The 22,796-nt window shown below is 63.3% G+C and carries 22 protein-coding genes; 15 read left to right on the top strand and 7 right to left on the bottom strand.

Going from position 1 to position 22,796, the window contains the following annotated elements; all coding sequences use genetic code 11:
* The first annotated feature begins 344 nt into the window (after positions 1 to 344).
* Both acnD and prpF read left to right on the top strand, forming a co-directional pair.
* A complete protein-coding gene (gene acnD, locus PQR42_RS38175; RefSeq protein ID WP_408212814.1) occupies positions 345 to 2,942 on the top strand; it encodes a Fe/S-dependent 2-methylisocitrate dehydratase AcnD in 2,598 nt (865 codons plus the stop codon).
* Positions 2,943 to 3,054: 112 nt separating this feature from the next.
* Entirely contained in the window at positions 3,055 to 4,242 is a 1,188-nt protein-coding gene (gene prpF, locus PQR42_RS38170; protein WP_408391040.1) for a 2-methylaconitate cis-trans isomerase PrpF, read from the top strand.
* Positions 4,243 to 4,553: 311 nt separating this feature from the next.
* Here prpF and PQR42_RS38165 read toward each other — a convergent pair whose 3' ends face one another.
* Positions 4,554 to 5,390 carry a class I SAM-dependent methyltransferase gene (locus PQR42_RS38165; protein WP_408391037.1) on the bottom strand — a complete coding sequence of 279 codons (837 nt, stop codon included), beginning with the start codon at positions 5,388 to 5,390 and terminating at the stop codon, positions 4,554 to 4,556.
* Between the two features lie 230 nt (positions 5,391 to 5,620).
* On the opposite strand from PQR42_RS38165, the gene PQR42_RS38160 reads away from it, so the two are divergent.
* Positions 5,621 to 6,658 (top strand): AraC family transcriptional regulator, encoded by a 1,038-nt coding sequence (locus PQR42_RS38160; RefSeq protein ID WP_408213111.1) that lies wholly within the window; start codon positions 5,621 to 5,623, stop codon positions 6,656 to 6,658.
* A gap of 81 nt (positions 6,659 to 6,739) precedes the next feature.
* Here PQR42_RS38160 and PQR42_RS38155 read toward each other — a convergent pair whose 3' ends face one another.
* The 3 genes from PQR42_RS38155 to PQR42_RS38145 are packed head-to-tail and all read right to left on the bottom strand — an operon-like array spanning position 6,740 to position 7,620.
* Positions 6,740 to 6,967 (bottom strand): DUF6632 domain-containing protein, encoded by a 228-nt coding sequence (locus PQR42_RS38155; protein WP_408212823.1) that lies wholly within the window; start codon positions 6,965 to 6,967, stop codon positions 6,740 to 6,742.
* Positions 6,968 to 6,996: 29 nt separating this feature from the next.
* Positions 6,997 to 7,392: a CopM family metallochaperone gene (gene copM, locus PQR42_RS38150; RefSeq protein ID WP_408212826.1), complete on the bottom strand. Its 396-nt coding sequence runs from the start codon at positions 7,390 to 7,392 to the stop codon at positions 6,997 to 6,999.
* Between the two features lie 30 nt (positions 7,393 to 7,422).
* Entirely contained in the window at positions 7,423 to 7,620 is a 198-nt protein-coding gene (locus tag PQR42_RS38145) for a heavy-metal-associated domain-containing protein (protein WP_132381944.1), read from the bottom strand.
* A 170-nt stretch (positions 7,621 to 7,790) separates the two neighbouring features.
* Here PQR42_RS38145 and PQR42_RS38140 point away from each other — a divergent pair, with 170 nt between their 5' ends.
* The 8 genes from PQR42_RS38140 to PQR42_RS38105 all read left to right on the top strand — a co-directional run bounded on the left by PQR42_RS38140 (position 7,791) and on the right by PQR42_RS38105 (position 14,618).
* Complete coding sequence (locus PQR42_RS38140) at positions 7,791 to 8,213, top strand: hypothetical protein (protein ID WP_408391034.1); 423 nt, start codon at positions 7,791 to 7,793, stop codon at positions 8,211 to 8,213.
* 89 nt (positions 8,214 to 8,302) lie between these two features.
* Positions 8,303 to 8,605, top strand: a complete 303-nt coding sequence (locus PQR42_RS38135; RefSeq protein ID WP_408391031.1) for a hypothetical protein — start codon at positions 8,303 to 8,305, stop codon at positions 8,603 to 8,605.
* Positions 8,602 to 10,032, top strand: a complete 1,431-nt coding sequence (locus tag PQR42_RS38130; protein ID WP_408391028.1) for a TolC family protein — start codon at positions 8,602 to 8,604, stop codon at positions 10,030 to 10,032. The genes PQR42_RS38135 and PQR42_RS38130 overlap by 4 nt, the downstream gene beginning before the upstream one ends.
* A gap of 1 nt (position 10,033) precedes the next feature.
* Positions 10,034 to 11,329, top strand: coding sequence for a multicopper oxidase family protein (locus tag PQR42_RS38125; protein ID WP_408391025.1), 1,296 nt, complete (start codon positions 10,034 to 10,036; stop codon positions 11,327 to 11,329).
* A 55-nt stretch (positions 11,330 to 11,384) separates the two neighbouring features.
* Complete coding sequence (locus PQR42_RS38120) at positions 11,385 to 11,699, top strand: copper-binding protein (protein ID WP_408391022.1); 315 nt, start codon at positions 11,385 to 11,387, stop codon at positions 11,697 to 11,699.
* A 274-nt stretch (positions 11,700 to 11,973) separates the two neighbouring features.
* Entirely contained in the window at positions 11,974 to 12,933 is a 960-nt protein-coding gene (locus PQR42_RS38115) for an O-fucosyltransferase family protein (RefSeq protein WP_408391019.1), read from the top strand.
* A 159-nt stretch (positions 12,934 to 13,092) separates the two neighbouring features.
* The gene (hmuQ, locus tag PQR42_RS38110) at positions 13,093 to 13,407 is read left to right on the top strand and encodes a heme-degrading protein HmuQ (RefSeq protein WP_408212846.1); all 315 of its coding nucleotides are present in this window, start codon (positions 13,093 to 13,095) and stop codon (positions 13,405 to 13,407) included.
* A gap of 203 nt (positions 13,408 to 13,610) precedes the next feature.
* Positions 13,611 to 14,618 (top strand): zinc-dependent alcohol dehydrogenase family protein, encoded by a 1,008-nt coding sequence (locus tag PQR42_RS38105; RefSeq protein WP_408391016.1) that lies wholly within the window; start codon positions 13,611 to 13,613, stop codon positions 14,616 to 14,618.
* 84 nt (positions 14,619 to 14,702) lie between these two features.
* Here PQR42_RS38105 and PQR42_RS38100 read toward each other — a convergent pair whose 3' ends face one another.
* The 3 genes from PQR42_RS38100 to PQR42_RS38090 form a co-directional block, all read right to left on the bottom strand.
* The gene (locus PQR42_RS38100; RefSeq protein ID WP_408391013.1) at positions 14,703 to 15,326 is read right to left on the bottom strand and encodes an ABC transporter ATP-binding protein; all 624 of its coding nucleotides are present in this window, start codon (positions 15,324 to 15,326) and stop codon (positions 14,703 to 14,705) included.
* Positions 15,327 to 15,450: 124 nt separating this feature from the next.
* Positions 15,451 to 16,293, bottom strand: a complete 843-nt coding sequence (locus PQR42_RS38095) for a shikimate dehydrogenase family protein (protein WP_408391010.1) — start codon at positions 16,291 to 16,293, stop codon at positions 15,451 to 15,453.
* A 108-nt stretch (positions 16,294 to 16,401) separates the two neighbouring features.
* The gene (locus tag PQR42_RS38090) at positions 16,402 to 17,319 is read right to left on the bottom strand and encodes an NAD-dependent epimerase/dehydratase family protein (protein ID WP_408212856.1); all 918 of its coding nucleotides are present in this window, start codon (positions 17,317 to 17,319) and stop codon (positions 16,402 to 16,404) included.
* A 144-nt stretch (positions 17,320 to 17,463) separates the two neighbouring features.
* On the opposite strand from PQR42_RS38090, the gene PQR42_RS38085 reads away from it, so the two are divergent.
* The 4 genes from PQR42_RS38085 (at position 17,464) to PQR42_RS38070 (ending at position 22,704) form a co-directional block, all read left to right on the top strand.
* Positions 17,464 to 19,263 (top strand): FAD-dependent oxidoreductase, encoded by a 1,800-nt coding sequence (locus tag PQR42_RS38085; RefSeq protein ID WP_408391007.1) that lies wholly within the window; start codon positions 17,464 to 17,466, stop codon positions 19,261 to 19,263.
* A gap of 102 nt (positions 19,264 to 19,365) precedes the next feature.
* Positions 19,366 to 21,222, top strand: a complete 1,857-nt coding sequence (locus PQR42_RS38080; protein WP_408391004.1) for an FAD-dependent oxidoreductase — start codon at positions 19,366 to 19,368, stop codon at positions 21,220 to 21,222.
* Positions 21,219 to 21,830, top strand: coding sequence for an NIPSNAP family protein (locus PQR42_RS38075; protein WP_408391001.1), 612 nt, complete (start codon positions 21,219 to 21,221; stop codon positions 21,828 to 21,830). Before PQR42_RS38080 ends, PQR42_RS38075 begins: the two co-directional genes overlap by 4 nt.
* 40 nt (positions 21,831 to 21,870) lie before the next feature.
* Positions 21,871 to 22,704 (top strand): sugar phosphate isomerase/epimerase family protein, encoded by an 834-nt coding sequence (locus tag PQR42_RS38070; protein ID WP_408212867.1) that lies wholly within the window; start codon positions 21,871 to 21,873, stop codon positions 22,702 to 22,704.
* Positions 22,705 to 22,796 lie beyond the last annotated feature (92 nt).

The following is a 22,796-nucleotide window of genomic DNA, read 5'->3' as shown; positions in this document are numbered from 1 at the left end:
CGACGATCTGCCGTTCGTGCCGCTCGCGAAACGCGCTTGAGGCGTATTCATCGCCATCGGACGCGTGAGCGCGTAGCCGCGCGAATGCAAGCGTTTCTCCTCCATTGCGTCTAAAGAGCGCGGCGCAATGAAGTTGGGCCTTGGCTCGCTGAAACCCCGGGCCAAGGCCGTTTTTTGCGGCGCATTGACACGGCCGGCCGCAAACCCGACCGGCACGCTGCCGCAAGCTAAACTACACGTACTGCCTGACTGGCTCGCCAGGGAAACGTCATTAAAAAGGGGCCGCCGATCGTGATCGGCCGCCGCCATCGTCCCCGGATCATTACTGTTTTGTCCCCTACGCCATGAATACTGCAAACCGCAAACGCCTTCCCGGCACCCAGCTCGATTTCTTCGACACGCGCGCCGCGGTCGACGCGATCCAGCCCGGCGCTTACGACAAGCTGCCGTACACGTCGCGCGTGCTGGCCGAAAACCTTGTGCGCCGTTGCGATCCGGTCACGTTGACCGCGTCGCTCAGGCAGATCATCGAACGCAAGCGCGAGCTGGATTTCCCGTGGTTCCCGGCGCGCGTGGTGTGTCATGACATTCTCGGCCAGACCGCTCTCGTCGACCTCGCCGGCCTGCGCGACGCCATTGCCGCGCAAGGCGGCGATCCGGCGATGGTCAATCCGGTGGTGCCGACGCAGCTCGTGGTCGACCATTCGCTTGCCGTCGAGTGCGGCGGGTTCGACCCGGATGCGTTCGCGAAGAACCGCGCGATCGAAGACCGCCGTAACGAAGACCGCTTCGACTTCATCAACTGGACCAAGCGCGCCTTCAAGAACGTCGACGTGATTCCGCCGGGCAACGGCATCCTGCATCAGATCAACCTGGAGCGCATGAGCCCGGTGGTGCAGGTGAAAGACGGCGTGGCGTTTCCCGATACGCTGGTCGGCACCGACTCGCATACGCCGATGGTGGACGCGCTCGGCGTGATCGCGATCGGCGTGGGCGGGCTCGAAGCGGAAAGCGTGATGCTGGGCCGCGCGTCGTATATGCGCCTGCCGGATATCGTCGGCGTGGAACTGACGGGCAAGCCGGCTGAAGGCATCACGGCGACCGACGTCGTGCTCTCGTTGACCGAATTCCTGCGCAAGGAAAAAGTGGTCGGCGCGTACCTCGAGTTCTATGGCGAAGGCACGGCCAAGCTGACGCTCGGCGACCGCGCGACCATCGCCAACATGGCACCCGAATTCGGCGCCACGGCCGCGATGTTTTCTATCGACGAGCAGACCATCAAGTACCTGAAACTCACCGGCCGCGATGACGAACTCGTCAAACTCGTGGAAACGTATGCGAAGGAAACGGGCCTGTGGGCGGACAGCCTCGTCAATGCCGAGTATGAACGCGTGCTGACGTTCGATCTGTCGACCGTGGTGCGCACGCTGGCCGGCCCGTCCAATCCGCATCGCCGTTTGCCGGTGTCGGAACTGGCGGCGCGCGGCATCAGCGGCAAGGTGGAGAACGAGCCGGGCCTGATGCCGGACGGCGCGGTGATCATCGCCGCGATCACGAGCTGCACGAACACCAACAATCCGCGCAACATGATCGCCGCCGGCCTGCTGGCGCGTAACGCGAATCGGCGCGGACTGACTCGCAAGCCGTGGGCGAAGACCTCGCTCGCGCCGGGCTCGAAGGCGGTCACGCTGTATCTGGAAGAGGCCGGGCTGCTGCCCGAACTGGAGCAACTGGGCTTCGGCGTGGTCGCGTATGCGTGCACCTCGTGCAACGGCATGTCCGGTGCGCTGGATCCGGTGATCCAGAAGGAGGTCGTCGAGCGCGATCTGTATGCGACCGCCGTGCTGTCGGGTAACCGCAACTTCGACGGCCGTATCCATCCGTACGCGAAGCAGGCTTTCCTCGCGTCGCCGCCGCTGGTGGTGGCCTATGCGATTGCGGGCACGATCCGCTTCGACATCGAGAAAGACGTGCTCGGTATCGATGCCGACGGTCATGCGGTCACGCTGAAGGACATCTGGCCGTCGGATGCGGAGATCGATGCGATCGTCGCGTCGAGCGTGAAGCCGGAGCAATTCCGCAAGGTGTATGAGCCGATGTTCGCCGTTTCCGTCGACACGGGCGAGAAAGCCAATCCCCTTTACGACTGGCGTCCGATGAGCACCTACATTCGCCGTCCGCCGTATTGGGAAGGCGCGCTTGCCGGTGAGCGCACGCTCAAGGGCATGCGTCCGCTCGCCGTGCTGGGCGACAACATCACGACCGATCACCTGTCGCCGTCCAACGCGATTCTGGCGGACAGCGCCTCGGGCGAATATCTGGCGAAGATGGGCTTGCCGGAAGAGGACTTCAATTCCTACGCGACGCACCGCGGCGATCACCTGACGGCGCAACGCGCGACCTTCGCCAACCCGACGTTGAAGAACGAGATGGTGCTCGAAGACGGCAAGGTGAAGGCGGGATCGCTCGCGCGCATCGAGCCCGAGGGCAAGGTCACGCGCATGTGGGAAGCGATCGAAACCTACATGGAGCGCAAGCAGCCGCTGATCGTGATTGCCGGCGCCGACTATGGCCAGGGTTCGTCGCGTGACTGGGCGGCGAAGGGCGTGCGGCTAGCCGGCGCGGAAGCGATCGTCGCCGAAGGGTTCGAACGGATTCACCGCACGAATCTGGTGGGCATGGGCGTGCTGCCGCTGGAGTTCAAGCCTGGTGTGAACCGGCTCACGCTTGCCATCGACGGCACGGAAACCTTCGACGTGGTCGGCGAGCGCAAGCCGCGCGCGGACCTCACGCTGGTGATTCATCGCAAGAACGGCGAGCGGGTCGAGGTGCCGGTGACGTGCCGGCTCGATACCGCTGAAGAGGTTTCCATCTACGAAGCCGGCGGCGTGTTGCAACGCTTTGCGCAGGACTTTCTCGAGTCGTCGAAGGCGGCGGCTTGAGGCTGGCTGGTTTTTTAGATCGCTTCGCTTGAAGCGGCGAACGCTACAACGCGGGACAGGGTGATATGGCGCGCTATGCCATAGCACCCACCCACATCAGGACACGACTTTCATGGCCCACCAACCCCAGATCAAGATTCCGGCCACCTACATGCGTGGCGGCACCAGCAAGGGCGTGTTCTTCCGCCTGCAAGACTTGCCCGAAGCGGCCCGAGTGCCGGGCGCCGCGCGCGACGCGTTGCTGATGCGCGTGATCGGCAGCCCCGATCCGTACGGCAAGCAGATCGACGGCATGGGCGGCGCGACGTCGAGCACCAGCAAGACGGTGATCATCGCCAAAAGCAGCCGGCCCGATCACGACGTGGATTACCTGTTCGGCCAGGTGTCGATCGATAAGGCCTTCGTCGACTGGAGCGGCAATTGCGGCAATCTCTCCGCCGCTGTCGGGCCGTTCGCGATCAGCGCGGGCCTCGTCGATCCGAGCCTGATTCCGCGCGACGGCGTGGCGACCGTGCGCATCTGGCAGGCGAACATCGGCAAGACGATCATCGGACATGTGCCGATGACCGATGGCGCCGTGCAGGAAACCGGCGACTTCGAACTCGACGGCGTCACGTTCCCGGCCGCGGAAGTGCAGCTCGAATTCATGGATCCGGCCGCGGAAGAAGAGGGCGCGGGCGGCTCGATGTTCCCGACCGGCAACCTGGTCGACGACCTGCAGGTGCCGGGCGTCGGCACGCTGAAGGCGACGATGATCAACGCCGGCATTCCGACCATCTTCGTCGACGCGGAATCGATCGGCTACAAGGGCACGGAGTTGCAGGACGCCATCAATAGCGATGACAAGGCGCTCGCGATGTTCGAGACGATTCGCGCGCACGGCGCGCTGCGCATGGGGCTGATCAAGCATCTCGACGAGATCGCGACGCGCCAGCATACGCCGAAGGTCGCGTTCGTCGCCAAGCCGGCGGACTACGTGGCGTCGAGCGGCAAGCGCATCGGCGCGGGCGATGTCGATCTGCTGGTGCGGGCGATGTCGATGGGCAAGCTGCATCACGCGATGATGGGCACGGCCGCGGTGGCGATCGGCACGGCGGCGGCGATTTCAGGGACCCTCGTGAATCTCGCGGCGGGCGGCGGCGCGAAGGAGTCGGTGCGCTTTGGGCATCCGTCAGGGACGTTGCGGGTCGGCGCCGAGGCGAGCGAGAGCGGCGGCGAGTGGACGGTCACCAAGGCCATCATGAGCCGCAGCGCGCGGGTGCTGATGGAAGGGTGGGTGCGCGTGCCGCAGGAGAGGTGAACGAACAATTCGGCAAGATCGTCGTGACGGTTTGACGAACGGCGCGAAAACAAAAGACGGGCGCGCGATCCTGCGGACATCCGGCTTCGTCCGGAAAGGACGAAGCCGGGAAAAACGGGTTTGATGCAACGGCGAAGCCTAAGACATCAGCCCGAAGCTGGCGAGAACGAACCGAAGACCGAAGAAGCAAACGGACGAAAACAGCGGCAGGCCGAAAGCTAGCGACATACACCGCAAGCCGACGACGCTGACCTTTGGCCATCGATTGAAAAAGTAGACAGCCGCGCCGGCCAGTACGCGGCCGACCCCGTTCATTGCCGCACCATCACGATCTCGAGATACTCGCTGGGCAGCACGAGTGTCCCGTCGCCCGACCGGTTGCGGCTTTCCATCAGCGTCATGAGATCGCGCTGGAAGGCCGCTTGCCGTTCGTCGTCCATCGCGGCGAATGCCTTGTTGATCGGGCCGTAGTAAGTCCGGAATACCTCGAGCCAATGCGCCGGCGAGCGGTAACGGAACGTGAATTCGCGGCTCGTTACGGCGACACTGCGCACATTGCCGTGAAAGAGTTCGTCGAGCCGCGCCCTGGTGCCCCACAGTGCCGGCGATTTGAGGCCGGGCGGCGGAGGCAGGTATTTGCCGATCGTCTTGAACACCTCGCCAATGAAGCTATCCGGCGTCCAGTTCGCGAGGCCGATCTTGCCGCCGGGTTTGCACACGCGTGCCAGCTCGCTCGCCGCCTTCTCCTGATTGGGCGTGAACATGACGCCGAAGGTCGACATGACGACATCGAAGGAGGCATCCGCGTAGGGCAGCGCTTCGGCATCGGCTTCGCGGAACTGCACCGCTGTCAGACCCTCCGCTCGCGCGCGCGCCTGACCCGCGTCGAGCAGCGAGGCCACGTAGTCGGTCGACGTGACATCGCACCAGCGGCGCGCGGCGGCGAGCGTGCCGTTGCCGTTTCCCGCCGCGACATCGAGCACGCGGCTGCCGGCGCGCAGATCGAGCGCCTCGCACAAATTTTCTCCGACGATCTGAAGCGTCGTGCCGACGACGGCATAGTTGCCCGTTTCCCACGCAGCGTGCTGACGCGTTTTGACGTCAGCGAATTCGGAGGTTTGTGATGAAGAAGAATGGACTTCAGACATGGAGATGCTCCTGAGAAAAGTTGTGCGATGCACGCTAGTGTTATTGCGCCAGGGTCTATGAATTCATGTGGTGCCTTATTAATAGAGGTTAAGTATTCTGTTCATTCAAGATTCCTTAACATTGTTGTAAGGGATTCGCATGGATGCTAGTATCAGTGCGGCTGTTGAATCGATGAATGACCAGGCGTCCAGATCTTTTGCGCAGGACGCCGAAGTTCCTGGACCCCATGATGGATGCGCTCTCCGACGTCCTCCGCCTGGTTCGCCTTGGTGGTGCGGTGTATCTAAACGGCGACTTCACTGCACCCTGGTGTTTGTACGGCCAGGCGGACGCGGCGCTGTGCGGCAGTTTCCTTCCTCCAGCAGAACGTATCGTCTCCTACCACCTGATCACCGAGGGAGGCTGCTGGGCTGCGCTCCCGGGCGACCCTGAGTCCGCTATTTACGTCGCTGCCGGCGAACTACTCGTCGTGCCGCAAGGCGAAGCGCATCTGCTCGGCAGTTCGCTCGACATCACGCCCGGACCCACTGGCGAACTGCTCGAGAGTCAGTTGCGGAATGCGCCGGGACAGTTGATGGCGCTTCGCTACGGCGGTGGTGGAGAACGCACGCGTCTGGTGTGCGGCTTTCTCGCGTGCGACGACACGTTGAGCAACCCGGTGCTCTCCGCGCTGCCGCGCATCTTCAAGGTCGACATGCGTAACGACCCGCAGTCCGCGTGGCTCGAATCGTCGTTACGGTTCGCGGCGGCCGAGGCGGCGGAATGGCGCGTGGGCAGCGCGATCGTTCTTGCGCGTCTATCGGAACTGCTTTTCGTGGAGGCGGTGCGGCGTTGCATCGATGCGCTGCCGTCCGATCGGAAGGGCTGGCTGGCGGGCGTGGGGGACCGGTTTGTCGGCCGTGCGCTGGCGCTGATGCATGCGCAGCCGGCGCATGGGTGGACAGTCGATGAGCTGGCGCGCAAGGCGGGTTTGTCGCGGTCCGCGCTGGCGCAGCGGTTTACGCAGCTGCTCGGTCAGCCGCCCATGCAGTATCTCGCGCATTGGCGTTTGCAAATCGCCGCGCAGGAGTTGCGTGGCGGGACGAAGTCGCTGGCGGCGGTGGCGGATCAGGTGGGTTATGAGTCGGAGGCGGCGTTCAATCGGGCTTTCAAGCGGGAGTTCGGGATGCCGCCGGCAGGGTGGCGCAGGAGCAGGGGTGAGATGGCCGGTGTTTCTGCTGCTTCTGCCGCTGTGGCGGCAGGCAGCGTGGACGGGGGCGTTCGATGATAGAGGTGCTTGGACGCCACGGCCGTGCGATCGATTGCGCCGGCCTCGTGCAAGCGAAGCGGCATGAAACCGAACTTAGCGTTACTCTCGTAGAAATCTGGCTTTGTCGCCACGGGTCAGTGCCGCCAAAATCAGGAACACACCCAGCGTGGCGTAAATGCCGACAATCATCAGGGGATATTCCGAATGTCCGGTATGCCAGACCCAGCCGTCCGGCCAGACGATCATCAGCGGGTAAAGGCCAATGGCCGTGATGCCCGTCAGGACCAGCGCGATCCGTAGGTAATTGAGCCGCTGGGTGTCGGTCATGATCGTCTCCTTCGACTCGCGCAGTGCCCTCACTTCACCCCGTGCTTCGCCTGCCAACTCTTCATGAACGCGATTTCATCATGCTGCGCCTTGATGATGTTTCTGGCCAGCCGCTTCAACTCCGGGTCCTTGCCATACTTCAACTCGACCTGCGCCATTTCGATCGCCCCTTGATGATGCGGAATCATATGAGCGACAAAGTCCTTGTCCGCGTTGCCCGTGTAGTCGACGCTCATGTCCTGCATCATTTTGTCGTCGGCGGCCTTGAACGCTTGCGTCGCATCGCCGGCGCCTGCATCCGCTGACTTGGACATGTCCATGCCGGGCATGGCGGCCGGTTGCTGGGCGTGGACGGGCATGGCCGCGAGAGCAAACGCAAAGCCGCTGAACAGGCAAAGGGTGCGAAAGGCGCGAAGTTTTTTCATTGTGAATGTCCGTTGGGAAAAGGTTGTCCATCAGGCTCTCAGCGACGGATGAAAGCCCGCCGCCTCGATGGCCTCGATGAGTTGTTCGGCCGCCAGCGTCGAGGTGACCTTGACGATTTTAACGGGGACATCGACTTCGAGCTTCGCGGCAGGGTCGAGACTCGTGACTGCGCGCGTGATGGCGTTGGCGCAGCCGCCGCACGACATATCCGGGATGGCAAATTCCATTTCCTACCTCCAATGAGAAGTCATGACTCAAGCGTGGACCTTCCCACGGCGGTAAGGTCAAGCAGGTTTTCGTGGTTGGCTGAAATCCGTAGCTAGGCACTCAAAGCCATCACGCGCGGCATCGTCGCAGCCTTACGATTTTGCAAACCTGCGTGCTAGACTTCATACCCATGTCTTACTGGCGAAAACTCTTCATCGTCGTGCTGCTCGTGCTGAGCCTCCCGGTTCAGTCGTTCGCGGCCGTCTCCATGAAATGCGAGTCCTCGCATTCCGTGGGCGATGCGGCGCCCACGCGCCCTGAGGCAGCCGCTGCAATGGCCCAGCATCACGACCATGCCGCGATGATGGCCGAGCAGGCCGACACGCTCGCCAGTGCCCATCTCCAGCATCACAGTCCCGCGGGTGGCGAGCATCATGCGCACGCGTGCTCCACTTGCGCGTCCTGCTGTTTCGGCGGCGCGCTGCCGATCACACCAGTCGCGTCCCTGTCCGCCAACGCGGCTCATTTCGCTGTTCCCCTGCCTCCCGCCGTCCGTGCCACGTCGTTTCTGACCGGCGGCGTCGAACGGCCTCCCCGCATCTCTCTCGTCTAGTTCTTTCGCAGCCTCCCGCTGCGTGTTCCATTTCGCCTTGATGGACGGCTGTGCGTCGTCCGTCATGGCCGTACATGACGAGACGATTCATGCGAACGTTCATTGCGGCGCTGCTGGGCGCGACGGCATGTCTGCCGGCGCTCGCGCACGCCACCCCCATACTTCCTGATCCGGCGAATCCGGCGGCATCCGTGCCGGCGAGCGAGGCGCCCTCCGCCCTGGCCGACTATCGGCCATACCGTGAGCAGCAAGCGCCGAGCTGGCCGGCGCTCAATCGCGCGGTGGCGAATCCAGCGAGGCACGCTGGAGCGAGCCACGGACCGATGCATTCGAGCATCGCTGACGCTAAAGAAGACGGCGACGATCCCCATCGCAAAGGGGCGGAAAAATGAGGCCGTGCCTGTTTCCAGCCACCCGCACTATGGCAATTGCCATCGCGGTGACATTACTCGCCGGCTGCACGACGTTCTCGAAGGACGGCGGCTTCGGCGCGGTATCGACCGCCGCGTCCGAGCGGCTCGGCAAAGATGCCGTACTGATCAAGACCGACGAGGACCGAAGTACCGTCGCCAAACGCACGCAGGAACTGCTTTCCGCGCCGCTCGGCATGGACGCCGCCGTCCAGATCGCGCTGCTGAACAACCGCGGCTTGCAGGCCTCGTACAGCGAGTTGGGCATCGCCGAAGCGGACCTCGTTCAGGCGGGACGCTTGCCGAATCCCGGCTTCTCGTTCAGCCGCACGCATGGTGGCGATGACCTGAGTATCAGCCGCACGTTCACGCTCGGCATGTTGCGCGTATTGACGATGCCGTTGACGACGCGCATCGAAAGCCGCCGTTTCGAACAGACCCGCTTGCTGGCCGCAAACGCCATGCTTGAGGTCGCCGCCGATGCGCGGCGCGCCTACATCCGTGCAGTCGCTGCCAGGCAATCGGCCGCCTACGCGGAGCAGGTGAAGGACTCGGCCGAGGCCGGCGCCGAACTCGCATGGCGCATGCAGCAGGCCGGCAACTTCAGCAAGCTCGATTACGCGCGCGAGCAGGCCTTCTATGCGGAGGCCACGGCGCAAGTGGCAAGAGCGCGGCAGCAGTCGGTGTCCGCGCGAGAAAAGCTTACTCGCGTGATGGGCCTCTGGGGTTCACAAGCGCAATACGCATTGCCCGAGCGTCTGCCGGATCTGCCTGACACACGCCCCGAGTTGCACGACCTGGAGACCTTCGCGATGCAAAACAGGCTCGACATCCAGGCCGCGAAACTGCAAACGCAAAGCATCGCCAGTTCACTGGGGTTGAGCAAAACGACGCGTTTCATCAACGTGTTGGACGTCGGCTATCAGAACAATTTCACGACTTCCGACGGGCGCGAGCAGGGCTACGAGATCAGCGTCGAGATTCCGCTTTTCGACTGGGGCAGCGCCAAAGTGGCGCGTGCCGAAGCGATCTACATGCAGTCGGCGAATCGCGTCGCCGAGACCGCGATCAACGCGCGTTCGGAAGTGCGCGAAGCATATTCGGCCTACGTGTCCGACTACGACCTCGCGAAGCACTATCGCGACGAAGTCGTGCCGCTCCGCAAAACCATCTCCGATGAACTGCTGCTTCGCTACAACGGCATGCTCGCGAGCGTGTTCGAACTGCTCGCCGATTCACGCGACCAGATCGGCGCGGTGAATAGCGCGATCGACGCATTGAAGGACTACTGGCTCGCGCAGAGCGATTTGCAGCAGATGCTCGGCGGCCGTTTGCCAGTTGCCACCATCGCGACGCCGCTCGCATCCACGACGCAAACGGCGTCGTCCACTGAATCCGAAGGTCAATGACATGGTGTCACGTCGACAATTTATCGGCGGCTCGGGCGCCGCTTTGCTGGGAGCCGCACTGGTGAGCAAGGCCGGCGCCGCGTCGCTGCCCGAAGCACCCACGATGGCCACGGCCTCGATGCAGCCGCCGCGCGCGCCATCGACTGGCCGGCCGTACACGCCGGTCGCCACGCTCAACGGATGGTCGTTGCCGTGGCGCATGAAGAACGGCTGGAAGGAGTTTCATCTGATCGCCGAACCGGTGGTGCGTGAACTCGCGCCCGGCATGAGCGCGAACCTGTGGGGCTACAACGGCCAGGCGCCGGGGCCGACCATCGAGGCCGTCGAAGGCGACAAGGTGCGCATCTTCGTGACCAACCGGTTGCCGGAGCACACCACGGTCCACTGGCACGGCATGCTGCTGCCCTGTGGCATGGACGGCGTGGGCGGTCTCACGCAGCCGCATATCCCACCGGGCAAGACTTTCGTCTACGAGTTTAAGCTGGAGAAGCACGGCACCTTCATGTATCACCCGCACGCAGACGAGATGGTGCAGATGGCGATGGGCATGATGGGGACGTTCATCGTCCATCCGAAAGATCCGGGCGTGATGCAGGTGGATCGCGACTTCGTGTTCATCATGTCCGCTTACGACATCGACCCCGGCAGCTTCACGCCGCGCGTCAACGAGATGACCGACTTCAACATGTGGACGTGGAATGCGCGCGTGTTTCCGGGCATCGATTCATTGCCGGTGCGCGCGGGCGATCGCGTGCGGATCCGCGTCGGCAATCTGACCATGACCAATCACCCGATTCATCTGCACGGCTACCACTTTGAAGTGGTGGGCACGGACGGCGGCTGGATTCCACCGTCCGCGCGCTGGCCCGAGGTGACCGCCGATGTCGCGGTCGGGCAGATGCGCGCCATCGAGTTCACCGCGAATCGTCCCGGCGACTGGGCATTCCATTGCCACAAGTCTCATCACACGATGAACGCGATGGGGCATCAGGTCCCGAACATGATCGGCGTGCCGCAGCAAGACCTCGCCAAACGCATCAACCAGCTGGTGCCCGACTACATGGCGATGGGCAGCACGGGCGGCTCGATGGGATCGATGGAGATGCCGCTGCCCGACAACACACTGCCGATGATGACCGGCACTGGCCCATTCGGCGCGCTGGAAATGGGCGGCATGTTTACGGTGGTGAAGGTGCGCGAAGGACTGGGTCGCAACGACTACCGTGATCCGGGCTGGTTCAGGCATCCCAGGGGAACGGTGGCTTATGAATATACCGGCGAGCTGCCGGATGGTTGACGTTGGCGCGGGCAGGTTGGCCGTGTGGATCGTATTTAACGTGGGAGAGTGTGAGATGAAGAATGTATTGGCTTCAATGGCGATGGGTTGCATGGTGATGATTTCCGCGTCGGCGTACGCGGCGGGTGAGGCGAGTGAAGCGCGAGCTGCGATGTCCCATGGCGAAGTCAGGAAAGTGGATGCGGCTGCCGGCAAGCTGACCATCAAGCATGGTCCATTGGAGAACCTCGGCATGGATGCGATGACGATGGTGTTCAAGGTCAAGGACCCGGCAATGCTCTCGCAGGTCAAGTCCGGCGACAGGATCGACTTCATCGCCGACGAGGTGGACGGGGCGCTGACGGTGGTGAAGTTGGAGAAGCGAGAGTAGTCAGCACCTGCGGGTTGTGTGCCTATCGCGTTCTTGCGGAAGGTGTCATCCGGATAAACCATTACTACTCGTGGGTTGCGATTTGGATGTCTCCCGGCATGCAACCGCCACAACTCGCGGGGAAGTCTTACCGATCCCTTTGTGCGCTAGCTCACTAAGACAAGCGGAACTTACTCGCCCCGGGCTTTTGAGATGTTATGCTCGGGCGTCGTGGACTTCTTCATGCATAGACGCGCGCGAATTAAGAATACCTAGATTCCATTAGGAGCCGGGCATGCTAAGAAAGGTAGTCGATCGGGCGAAACAGATCCGACGCAGCGAGGGGTTCAAGCATTCCGTGGCGACACCACGCCGCATTTCACTTCATGCCACGCAGCGATTGAACAGGGGAATCTTTGCCATCGAAATTCAGGAGAACTCTGGTTTCTTCTCCGTGATGCAGATGGTCCTGTTTATTCTGATGTATTGCGACGAGAAGTGTCTGACGCCGTGCATCAGTGCGCGCGGCGGGCTCTACGGAGACTCCGCGGGAACGATCGACTGGTTCTCGTCCTTCTTCGAATCCGTGAATGGCAAGGCCACGGCGTCGCTCACGCACAAAGTGAGAAAATCGACGGTTCGCGACCTGGTCCAGCTAGGGTTTCGTCAACGCTACGAGACTCAGCTTCAACTGAACAGCGCGAGCGAGCTATTCTTCGCACATTACCGGCCAGCCGGCCACATCGGCGATGAAGTCGATGTGATCTGCCAGAAGCTCGGGATCGGCGTGTCCACGCTCGGCGCGCATTTCAGAGGCACGGACAAATCGCTGGAAGCCATCCCGGTTTCGTGGGGCGATTTCTGCCGTCACGTGGAAACGACGCTTGCGGAAAACCCGCACCTCGACAACGTCTTCGTTTCAAGCGACGAACAGGCGTTTCTGGACTTTTTCGTCGCCTGGCCGTTTAGCAAGCCAGTCAAAGTGGCGCCCGCGAAATTGCTCGCAAGCGGCAATACGCCGATTCATTTCAGCGGCTATCCGGGGCTCGAGATCGGCCGTGAAGCGCTGGTCTCCAGTCTGCTGTTGTCCCGCTGCGGGTATCTGGTGAAGACGCCGTCGTATCTGTCGGCATGGTCCAGAATATTCAATCCGTCGCTGCCGGTGAAACTCGTGTCGCCGCCGCGGCCGGACGCATTCTGGTTTCCCGACAGCCGTCTCTGGCTCGAACAGGTGGCGCAGGACAAAGCGGCCTGAACGCGGATGCGTTCGGCTCGCCTGGGTGCATCGCGGTCGTGACATCGGTAGGAAGAATGACGCGCATATAATGAAAGGCCACCTGACGGGTTGGCCGGGACGAGTCGTTCGGGTCCGGCAAGCCGTCAGATACAACGTGACCGCAAAGAGGCCTTCAGCATGTACATTGCCATGAACCGTTTCAAAGTGACGCCTGGGTCCGAAGCCGCTTTCGAACATCTGTGGACCACGCGCGATACGCACCTGAAAGAGGTGCCGGGTTTCGTGGAGTTTCATCTGCTGAAGGGACCGCAGAAGGACGATCACGTTCTCTATTCCAGCCATACGATCTGGAAAGACTATTCGTCCTTCGAGGCGTGGACGAAGTCCGACGCCTTTCGTGCCGCGCATCGCAACGCAGGCGGCGACAACCGGGTGCTCTATCTTGGACATCCGGAATTCGAAGGCTTCGAAGTCATTCAGACGGTCAAATGAATGCATGATCCTGACGAGCGCCCCATGTCATTCACGGGCGCCGTGAAGGGACCTCCTCCATTCACGATGAGCTTTCAGCGAGCGTTTCGCCCCCGCTAGCCTGTGCGCGTCCGACGACGCGCTGAGCACGCTTGCGGTATTCTTTTGCGAGCATTTCGCCGCGACGCGTCACGCGCCGGCGCAACTCACAGAGGAACGAAAACATGAAAGCCATCAAAATCGGTTCGCCCGCCACCGTCGCCAATCTCCAGGTCGTCGACATCGCCGATCCCGGTCAGCCCGCGGCCGGCCAGATTCGCGTGCGCATTCATGCGAACTCTTTGAATTTTCACGATTACGGCGTCGTGAGCGGCAATTTGCCGGCTGAAGCAGGGCGGATTCCGATGGCGGACGGCGCGGGCGTTGTCGAGGCAGTCGGCGCGGGCGTGTCGGAATTCAAAGCGGGCGATCACGTCGTGTCGTGCTTCTTCCCGTTCTGGGAAAACGGGCCGCCCGCCATCGCCGATTTCAAGACCACACCCGGCGACGGCGTCGACGGCTACGCACGCGAAGCCGTCGTGCTGCCGAGCCACTACTTCACGCATGCGCCGCGCGGCTATAGTCACGCCGAGTCCGCAACGTTGACCACAGCCGGGCTGACCGCATGGCGCGCGCTCGTGGTGGACGGCCAGTTGAAGGCCGGCGCCACGGTGCTCGTGCTCGGCACCGGCGGCGTGTCGATTTTCGCCTTGCAGATGGCCAAAGCGATGGGCGCTTCGGTGATTGCCACGTCTTCTTCAGACGCGAAGCTCGCCAGACTTCGCGAGCTCGGGGCCGACCACACGATCAACTATCGCGAGAATCCCGAATGGGGCAAGCAGGTGCGCTCGCTGACCGGCGGGCAGGGTGTCGATCATGTGATCGAAGTGGGCGGTCCGGGGACTTTGCCGCAGTCGATCACCGCTTGCCGGATCGGCGGTCATATCGCGCTGATCGGCGTGTTGACCGGACGGGCAGGGCCGGTGCCGACCGCGGCGCTGATGGCGCGGCAGCAGCGCTTGCAAGGCTTGATCGTCGGGAGCCGTCAGGATCAGCGCGATATGATCCGGGCGCTCGAAGTGACCGGCATCAAGCCGGTGATCGACAGCACGTTCGAACTGGAGAAGCTCGGCGAGGCGTTTTCGCACGAGGAATCCGGCGCTCACTTCGGGAAGATTTGCGTGGCGGTCTAAGCGATTCGTGTGCGCGAGTGAAAGCCGGGTTGCCGGTTTCGCTCGCGCTGTTCATGCCGCTGCCAAGCGGCATGCAAGGGCGCGTCAGTCGTGCCTTCCCAAGTCGGCGAAGTCGACGCTGCGCGCCTCGCACGCATTCGTAAAGACCTCGTCGTAGCTCGAGAAAAACACCGTGCGTGTTTGCGCCAGTGTCTTGAACAGATCGACCAGCACGGCGCGTGCGGCGGCGTCGAGTCCGCCGACGGGTTCATCCGCGATCAACACCTGGGTTTCGCCGAGCACGGCTGCCGTCAGGAAAAACTTCTTGCGCGTACCGAACGACATCTGTTCGAAGCGTTTGTCGAGATGCGGCGTGAGGCCGAAGCGGTCCGCAAGCGTCAGCGTGTCAGAGGTAACGGCGGTATTTCTCGCCGATGCCACGTGATTCAAATACTCGCGACCGGTCTGATCCGAATAAGGCATGCAGTCTTCGGGCACGTAGGTAAGGACGGATTGCGCGGCCTGCGGCGCGCTGCGCAGCGAATGGCCACCGAGCCACACTTCGCCGGTATCGGGCTCGATCGTGCCCGCGAGGATGCCGAGCAATGTCGACTTGCCGCTGCCGGATTCATCGTTTAACGCGACGCATCCTGATGCCGTGCCGAAATGCAATCCCTGAAAGATGAGGCGTTCGCCGTAGCGCTTGCTGAGGTTTTCGAATCGAAGCATGGATTGGAGCGTGATTCAGGAGAACACCCGCCGCATGGAGTCGCGCGGCAGGTGTCTTCTACAGGTTGGCGTTGCGCAAGTGTAGCAGCGCAAGCCGTGGCCGCTGTCGCGTCCGAAGCTTCATTTACCGATCCGCATCCAGCAAAAACTCCACGATCCGGTCGCACACGCGGCCGAACATTTGCGTACCCGTCACAGTCGGGCAGCCGCGCGCGCGGGCGGCTTCGATCAACGGCGTGAGCGGCGGCTTCGTCACCACGTCGCCGACGAACGTCGTGGCCGGCAAACGCGATACGTCGATAGGCAGCGGATCCTCTGCTCGCATGCCGAGCGGCGACGCGTTGACGACCACGTCGTACGCATTCGCATCCACGGAAGCGGCCGCACTGTGCACTTCACTTTGACCGAGCACATTCAACCGGCCGATCAGCGAAGCCGTGCGTTCGGCATCGTTATCGCGCACGTCGAGCGACGCCACGCCCCCTTGAACCAGCGCATGTCCGATCGCGGACCCCGCGCCGCCCGCGCCGATCAGCAGCGCGCGTTTGCCGCGCAGATCGCAGCCGGCATCGACGAGCGCCGCGACGAAGCCGGTGCCGTCGAACATGCCGCCATGCCAACTGCCGTCCGCCGTGCGGCGCAACGTGTTGACCGCGCCGAGAAAGCCCGCCTGTTCGGTGAGCGAGCCGCAATACTCGGTGGCGCTGAACTTGTGCGGGACGGTAATGATCACGCCGTCGACATTGCGCATGGGCGTCACGCCCGCAAAGAACGCGGGCAGGTCGGCGGGCGCGACGTGCGCGGGGACCACCAGCGCATCGCGTCCGGCGGCGCGCAAAGCGGCGGTTACGCCGGACGGCGAGCGGACCTGCGCGATCGGATCGCCGACGATGAAAACCACGCGCGTGGCGCCGCTGAGGCCTTCATCCAGCGAGGTGGAAAAAGAAGGGGCGTCGGGTTGCGTCATGTTGTACGTCTCCTGAGTGTTGCCCGGTTTTCATCTTGCGCGATGCCGGGCGATCTTGCTTGAGTGTGTCAAATCTAACTTTTTATGGAATAGTGTTCAACAATAAAATTATTTCGCTTGAGCGAGAAGTGAGGCAGGTTGTCGATAAAAATCCACGGTCTGACGTAGTCCTTCGTCAAGCGAGGTGTGCGGCAGACCGGGCAGCAACTCCTCAAGAGTCGGATCCACGGGGAACGACGTGGCAATCGGTAACGGCGCGCCGGCCGTATCGATACATGCGCCCGGCACGATCACGCCGATACGCTCGACCACCTGATCCACCGAAACGATGTCGCCGGCCAGGGTGAACGCATGCGCGCCGCGCGGCGCCTGCACGAGGGCGGCTTCATAAGCGGCGGCGACATCGTCCGCGAAAACGAGCCCTGTCGAACCGGTGAACGGAATCGTGTACCGCTCGCCGCGCGCCGCTGCGCGGCACGCGAGGCTCGGCCCGGCGCTCGAACCGGTCTCGCGCCCGGCGCCATACACGACGAGCGGCCGGAAGCCGACGCTGGCGATGCCATGGTCATGCCAGTACGCACGCGCCGCGCCTTCGCAGGCGAGCTTGAACGTGCCGTAAAAAGTCTGCGGAAAAGGCACGGCGCCGTCATCGGGCCCGAAGACGCCCGCGCTGCTGGCATACAGCACATTCTTCAAACCGGCCGCTCGTGCGGCTTCGAAAACATTGAGCGTGCCGATCAGATTGATTTGCGCGCCCCGCACGGGATCGAGCGCGCAGGCCGGCGTGAGCACGCCCGCGAGATGAATCACCGCGTCGCAGCCGTCGAGTGCGCGCGACACCTCGGCTGCGTTCGCAATGTCACCGCTCGCCCATCGCGCCGTTGCGGCTTGCTCAGGCGCGAGCGCTTCCAGCAGACGCGTATCGGCGCGCAGATCGAACGCCCGCACGTCTATGCCTTTGCCAAGCAGGCGCCGCATGATCCACGCCCCCAGAAATCCACTTCCTCCCGTCACCAATACGCGCATCGTCTTTCCTCCGTGAGTGCAGAAATATTTTGCATTTTCGCATTTGTGGAATAGTATTCCGAAATCAAAGCAAATTCTATAGATGTCGACGAACTGCGGCGAACTATCCGTCGCGGGCCTAGACAAGGAGCAGAGGAGCAGCACATGGTGGAGACTTTCAGCGGGTTGCAGCAGAACGAAACGTTCGACGTCGTGGTGATCGGCGCCGGCGGGGCCGGGATGTCGGCGGCGCTGTTCGCCGCCGTCGAAGGCGCCCGTGTGTTGCTGGTGGAAAGCACCGAATACGTGGGCGGCACGACGGCCTATTCGGCCGGCACCACATGGATTCCCGATTCAATGCACGGCCCGTCGGTCAATCCGGACGACAGCCGCGCCAATGCCGAGGCTTTTCTGCGCCGTGCCGTAGGTGAGCACAGCAGTGAGGCGTTGCGTCGCGCGTTTCTGGCGGCCGGCCCGCAGGCCGTCGCGCATATCGAGGCGAATTCGGACGTGAAGTATCGGGCGCGCCCGTTTCATCCGGACTATCTGTCCGAGCTCGAAGGGTCGACTTTGCGCGGCCGCGCGCTGGAGCCGCTCGCTTTCGACGGCCGCAAACTCGGCAAGCATTTCGCGCTGATCCGTCCGCCGATTCCGGAATTCACGGTGCTCGGCGGCATGATGGTGGATCGCGACGACGTCGGTCATTTGCTCGGCATGACGAAGTCGCTCAAGTCCCTGCGCCATGCTGTGAAGCTGCTCGCGCGCCACGCCCGCGACCGCATGAGTTGGCCGCGCGGCACGCGTCTCGTGATGGGCAATGCGCTAATCGGGCGTCTGCTTTATTCGCTGCTGGCTCGCAACGTCACCGTGCTGACGAACACGAAACTCGAAGCGCTGTGCACCGGCGCGAACGGCAGTGTCGACGGAATCACGCTGAGCCGGAACGGCGAGCGGCGTCAAATCGCGGTGAAAGGTGGCGTGATTCTCGCGAGCGGCGGTTTCAACCGGCATCCGCAACGGCGCAGCGCGATGCTGCCGGGCGTCGATCCGAGCTGGTGTCCCGGCGCGCCAGGACATACCGGCAGCGCGCACGATCTCGCGCTCGCCATCGGTGCACGGTATGGCGAAGGCGCGTTGAGCAACGCGTTCTGGGCCCCGGTCTCCGTGCGCAAGCGCAAGGACGGCACGACCGCGGTGTTCCCTCACTTTCTGATGGATCGCGGCAAGCCCGGCACGGTGGTCGTCAATCAGGCGGGCAAGCGCTTCCTCAACGAAAACACTTCGTATCACCTGTTCGGTATCGCGATGCAGGAGGCGCATCGCCAGTCGCCGTGCGTGCCCGCGTATCTCGTCACGGATACCCAAGGCTTGCGCAAATATGGTCTCGGCATGGTGCGCCCGGGCGGCAAAGGCCTCGCCCCATTTCTCGCCGACGGCTATCTGACACGCGCCGATACGCTCGACGAACTCGCGGGCAAGCTGGGCATCGATCCGCGCGGATTGACCGATAGCGTCGCACGCATCAACGAATACGCAAAGACCGGCGTCGATCCGGATTTTCAGCGCGGCACGACCGATTATCAACGCGCCAACGGCGACGCAAACTGGCCGGGACCGAACCCTTGTCTCGGGCCGATCGGCCGCGCGCCGTTCTACGCGGTGCGGCTCTATCCCGGCGACATCGGCGCAGCGACCGGGCTGGTCAGCGATCAGCACGCCCGCGTGCTCGACCGCGACGATCAGCCTATTGGAGGCCTGTACGCATGCGGCAACGACATGCAATCGGTGATGGGCGGCGTGTATCCCGGTCCGGGCATCACGTTGGGACCTGGGCTCGCGTTTGCTTATCTCGCCGGCCGCGACGCGGCTGCGCGCGCCAAAACCGCTTTGGCTTCGAGGATTTCGTCTGCACCGCTCGGTCCTGCTGGCGCAGGCTCGCAGCGGGTCAAGGAAAAAGTCCTCTGACGAACCAGGGCTGAACCTGGTTTGAATTAAGTTAAAAAGTGGAATAGTATTCAACAAATAGATCGAAAACGATCTCTTCCCAACCGACGAAGCGAACTGGCAATGAAGCGCGATCCGATCCTCGAATGTGATGTACTGGTGCTGGGTTCCGGCGCGGGCGGCCTCGCCACCGCGGTCACCGCCGCGACGCGCGGACTGCGCGTGATGGTGGCGGAAAAAGCCGCGGTGTTCGGTGGCACGACCGCATGGTCGGGCGGCTGGATGTGGATTCCCGGCAACCCGCTCGCAACGCGCGCGGGCATTGTCGAGGAACCCGAAGCATCGCGCACGTATCTGCGCAACGAACTCGGCGCGCACTTCGAGGCGGACAAGGTCGACGCTTTGCTCGACTACGGTCCCGAGATGATCGAGTTCTTCGAGCGCAATACGTCCATGCGTTTCGTCGACGGCAACCGCATTCCCGATTTTCATACCACGCCCGGCGCCACGACCGGCGGCCGCTCGGTGTGCGCAATGCCGTTCGACGGCCGCGAACTCGGACCGCTGATCGAGCGGTTGCGTGAGCCGCTCGGCGTGGTGACGCTCAAAGGCATGGCGATCGGTTCAGGGCAGGACCTCGCGCATTTCTTCAACGCCACGCGTTCGCCGCGCTCCGCATGGCACGCGCTGCGCAGGCTCGCGGCGTTCGCGGGCCACAAGCTGCGCTATGGCCGCTCCATGCATCTGGTGAACGGCAATGCGCTGGTCGCGCGACTGCTCAAATCCGCCACCGATCTCGACGTCGATCTGCGCACGAACGCCAAGGCGGTCGCGTTGCTGCGCGAAGCAGGTCGCGTAGTGGGCGCGCGTGTCGAGATCGACGGCATGCCGCACGAGGTGCGCGCCGCGCGTGGCGTGGTGCTGGCTTGCGGCGGTTATCCGCACGACCTCGCGCGCCGTGCGCAAACTTTTGCTTATACGCCGTCGGGGCGCGAGCATTGGTCCGCCGCGCCGCTCTCCAATACCGGCGACGGCATCCGTCTCGGTGAATCGATCGGCGCGCACTTCGATGCATCGCTCGAAACGCCCGCCGCGTGGGCGCCGGTCTCGCTCGTACCGCAAGGCAAGGGACGCGCGGACGTCGCGTTCCCGCATCTGATCGAGCGCGCGAAGCCGGGCGTGATTGCGGTGACGCGCGCGGGGCGCCGCTTCGTCAATGAAGCGTCTTCGTATCACGACTTCGTCAGCGCGCTGATCGGCACCACGCCTGCCGGTGAGGAGGTCTGCGCGTGGCTGGTTTGCGACCATCGTTTCCAGCGCCGTTATGGGCTGGGCTTCTCGAAGCCGTTTCCGTTTCCCACCGCGCCGTATCGCCGCTCAGGGTACCTGAAGCGTGCGAACAGTCTTGCCGAACTGGCCGCGCAATGCGGCATCGATCGACATGGATTGGAGAGCACCGTGGCGGCCTATAACAGCTACGCGAAGGATGGCTTCGACCCGCAATTCCACAAGGGATCGACGCCGTACAACCGAGTGCAGGGCGACGTGCGGCACGCGCCGAGTCCGTGCCTCGCGCCGCTCGAAAACGGGCCGTTCTACGCGGTCAAGCTGCTGCCAGGCAGCCTCGGCACGTTCGCGGGCCTCGCCACCGATGCCAACGCTCGCGTACTCGATCACGCGGGCCAGGCCTTGGCGGGCCTCTACGCGGTCGGCAACGACAGCGCCAGCATGATGGGCGGCTGCTATCCGAGCGGCGGCATCACGCTTGGCCCGGCGATGACCTTCGGTTATCTCGCGGGCCTTTCCATCGCCGGCGAAGCTCGGACAGTTCAAGCAACTCGCAGCGCCAACGCACCAGAGGCGCCGGCCACGAACACCACGAACACCACGAACACCACGAACACCACGAACACCACGAACACCACGAACACCACGAACACCACGAACACCACCATTCAGTCACAAGGACACATGCAATGACGCTCTACGACGTAGTGACATTAACAGTGAAGATCGGCGCGAACGCGCAGGTCTTCGAAAGCATTCAGGCAAGCGGCGATCAACCGGACTCGAAACTGCTCGGCTGCTGGTACTCCGATATCGGCACGCTAGGCCAGGTGCTGGTGCTGCGCGGCTTCGATTCGGAAGCCGCGCTGATCACGGAGCGCAAGCGCATGCTGCTCGAAGGCAATCCATTCGGCTGCGGCGAATTCGTCACCGACGTGAAGATCGACAGCTATTCGCTCTTTCCGTTTCTGCCACCGATCGAACCGGCCGTCTACGGCGGCATCTACGAGATGCGTGTTTATGGCACCAAGCTCGCGAGCCTGCAACACACTATCGACGCGTGGGAGAAAGCGGTGCCCGAGCGGACGCAGCGCTCGCCGCTGGTCGGCGCGATGTATTCGCTCGACGGCAACGTGCCGCGTTTTCTCAACATCTGGCCGTATGCGAGCGTCGACGAACGTTCGCGGATTCGCGCCGAAGCGGTGAAGAACGGCATCTGGCCGCCCAAGGGCGGCCCCGCGCATCTGACCACGATGGAGTCGACGATCTGCGTGCCGGCGCCGTTCTCGCCGTTGCGCTGAGCGCGGACCCGCAGAGACGAAATCGTAATCAGGAAACGACATGACCCAGCACAACTCACGGGCGCTCTCGCTGTCGGCGTTGACCGTGCTCGAACTGAGCCCGCCGCGGATGGTGGAATGCGCGGCTGAAGCAGGCTACGACTTCGTCGGGCTGCGCCTCTTGCCCGCCACCGATCACGAAGTACGCCACGACATCATCGGTCCAACGCAGTTGAAGCGCGAGACGCTCGCGTGTTTGCGCGACACCGGCGTCAAGGTGCTCGACGTCGAGATTCTGCGGCTCAAGCCCGACACCGATGTGGCCGCCTGCAAGCCGATGCTCGATACCGCCGCCGAACTCGGCGCGCGCTACGTGCTCGTTGCGGGCAACGATCCTGACGAAGCGCGCACCGCGGAACGTCTCGCGCAACTCTGCGATCTCGCCGCGCCGCTCGGCCTGTCGCCTTCGCTCGAACCGATGCCGTGGACCGACGTGAAGGACATCACGCAGGGCGCGCGCATCGTCAAGGCGGCGGCGCGGCGCAATACCGGCCTGATCGTCGATCCGATTCACTTCGACCGCGCGGGTTCATCGACTGACGCATTGCGCGCGTTGCCACGCGAGTATTTCGGCTACGTGCAGTTTTGCGACGCACCAGCCGAGCGGCCCACTGACCTCGATACGCTGCTCTACCAGGCGCGTTGCGAGCGTCTGATTCCGGGCGAGGGCGGCATCGACCTTGGTGGCATTCTGCGCGCGCTGCCGGATCATTTGCCGATCAGTATCGAAGTGCCGACCCAACGGTGGGCACAGACCACGCCCGCGGTGGAGCGCGCCCGCAAGCTGCGCGCGGCGACGCTCGCCGTACTCGAACGGACCTATGCGATGACGTAGTCCGTTTCATCTTCCCCGACGCCGGTTCGCCGAAGCGCACGCCAAAGATGCCGCGCGGCATGAGACCGGCCACCTCAATCGATAGCGATAAC

The organism is Paraburkholderia sediminicola (assembly GCF_046027355.1).
GTDB lineage: Bacteria > Pseudomonadota > Gammaproteobacteria > Burkholderiales > Burkholderiaceae > Paraburkholderia > Paraburkholderia sediminicola_B.
The sequence above is the reverse complement of the archived record's forward strand: the minus strand, read 5'-3'. Positions and strand labels throughout refer to the sequence as shown.

Excerpts from the sequence above, each read along its gene's own strand:
- acnD (WP_408212814.1), top strand. The coding sequence starts at position 345 with ATGAATACTGCAAACCGCAAACGCCTTCCCGGCACCCAGCTCGATTTC.
- prpF (WP_408391040.1), top strand. The coding sequence starts at position 3,055 with ATGGCCCACCAACCCCAGATCAAGATTCCGGCCACCTACATGCGTGGC.
- PQR42_RS38165 (WP_408391037.1), bottom strand. The coding sequence starts at position 5,390 with ATGTCTGAAGTCCATTCTTCTTCATCACAAACCTCCGAATTCGCTGAC.
- PQR42_RS38160 (WP_408213111.1), top strand. The coding sequence starts at position 5,621 with ATGGATGCGCTCTCCGACGTCCTCCGCCTGGTTCGCCTTGGTGGTGCG.
- PQR42_RS38155 (WP_408212823.1), bottom strand. The coding sequence starts at position 6,967 with ATGACCGACACCCAGCGGCTCAATTACCTACGGATCGCGCTGGTCCTG.
- copM (WP_408212826.1), bottom strand. The coding sequence starts at position 7,392 with ATGAAAAAACTTCGCGCCTTTCGCACCCTTTGCCTGTTCAGCGGCTTT.
- PQR42_RS38145 (WP_132381944.1), bottom strand. The coding sequence starts at position 7,620 with ATGGAATTTGCCATCCCGGATATGTCGTGCGGCGGCTGCGCCAACGCC.
- PQR42_RS38140 (WP_408391034.1), top strand. The coding sequence starts at position 7,791 with ATGTCTTACTGGCGAAAACTCTTCATCGTCGTGCTGCTCGTGCTGAGC.
- PQR42_RS38135 (WP_408391031.1), top strand. The coding sequence starts at position 8,303 with ATGCGAACGTTCATTGCGGCGCTGCTGGGCGCGACGGCATGTCTGCCG.
- PQR42_RS38130 (WP_408391028.1), top strand. The coding sequence starts at position 8,602 with ATGAGGCCGTGCCTGTTTCCAGCCACCCGCACTATGGCAATTGCCATC.
- PQR42_RS38125 (WP_408391025.1), top strand. The coding sequence starts at position 10,034 with ATGGTGTCACGTCGACAATTTATCGGCGGCTCGGGCGCCGCTTTGCTG.
- PQR42_RS38120 (WP_408391022.1), top strand. The coding sequence starts at position 11,385 with ATGAAGAATGTATTGGCTTCAATGGCGATGGGTTGCATGGTGATGATT.
- PQR42_RS38115 (WP_408391019.1), top strand. The coding sequence starts at position 11,974 with ATGCTAAGAAAGGTAGTCGATCGGGCGAAACAGATCCGACGCAGCGAG.
- hmuQ (WP_408212846.1), top strand. The coding sequence starts at position 13,093 with ATGTACATTGCCATGAACCGTTTCAAAGTGACGCCTGGGTCCGAAGCC.
- PQR42_RS38105 (WP_408391016.1), top strand. The coding sequence starts at position 13,611 with ATGAAAGCCATCAAAATCGGTTCGCCCGCCACCGTCGCCAATCTCCAG.
- PQR42_RS38100 (WP_408391013.1), bottom strand. The coding sequence starts at position 15,326 with ATGCTTCGATTCGAAAACCTCAGCAAGCGCTACGGCGAACGCCTCATC.
- PQR42_RS38095 (WP_408391010.1), bottom strand. The coding sequence starts at position 16,293 with ATGACGCAACCCGACGCCCCTTCTTTTTCCACCTCGCTGGATGAAGGC.
- PQR42_RS38090 (WP_408212856.1), bottom strand. The coding sequence starts at position 17,319 with ATGCGCGTATTGGTGACGGGAGGAAGTGGATTTCTGGGGGCGTGGATC.
- PQR42_RS38085 (WP_408391007.1), top strand. The coding sequence starts at position 17,464 with ATGGTGGAGACTTTCAGCGGGTTGCAGCAGAACGAAACGTTCGACGTC.
- PQR42_RS38080 (WP_408391004.1), top strand. The coding sequence starts at position 19,366 with ATGAAGCGCGATCCGATCCTCGAATGTGATGTACTGGTGCTGGGTTCC.
- PQR42_RS38075 (WP_408391001.1), top strand. The coding sequence starts at position 21,219 with ATGACGCTCTACGACGTAGTGACATTAACAGTGAAGATCGGCGCGAAC.
- PQR42_RS38070 (WP_408212867.1), top strand. The coding sequence starts at position 21,871 with ATGACCCAGCACAACTCACGGGCGCTCTCGCTGTCGGCGTTGACCGTG.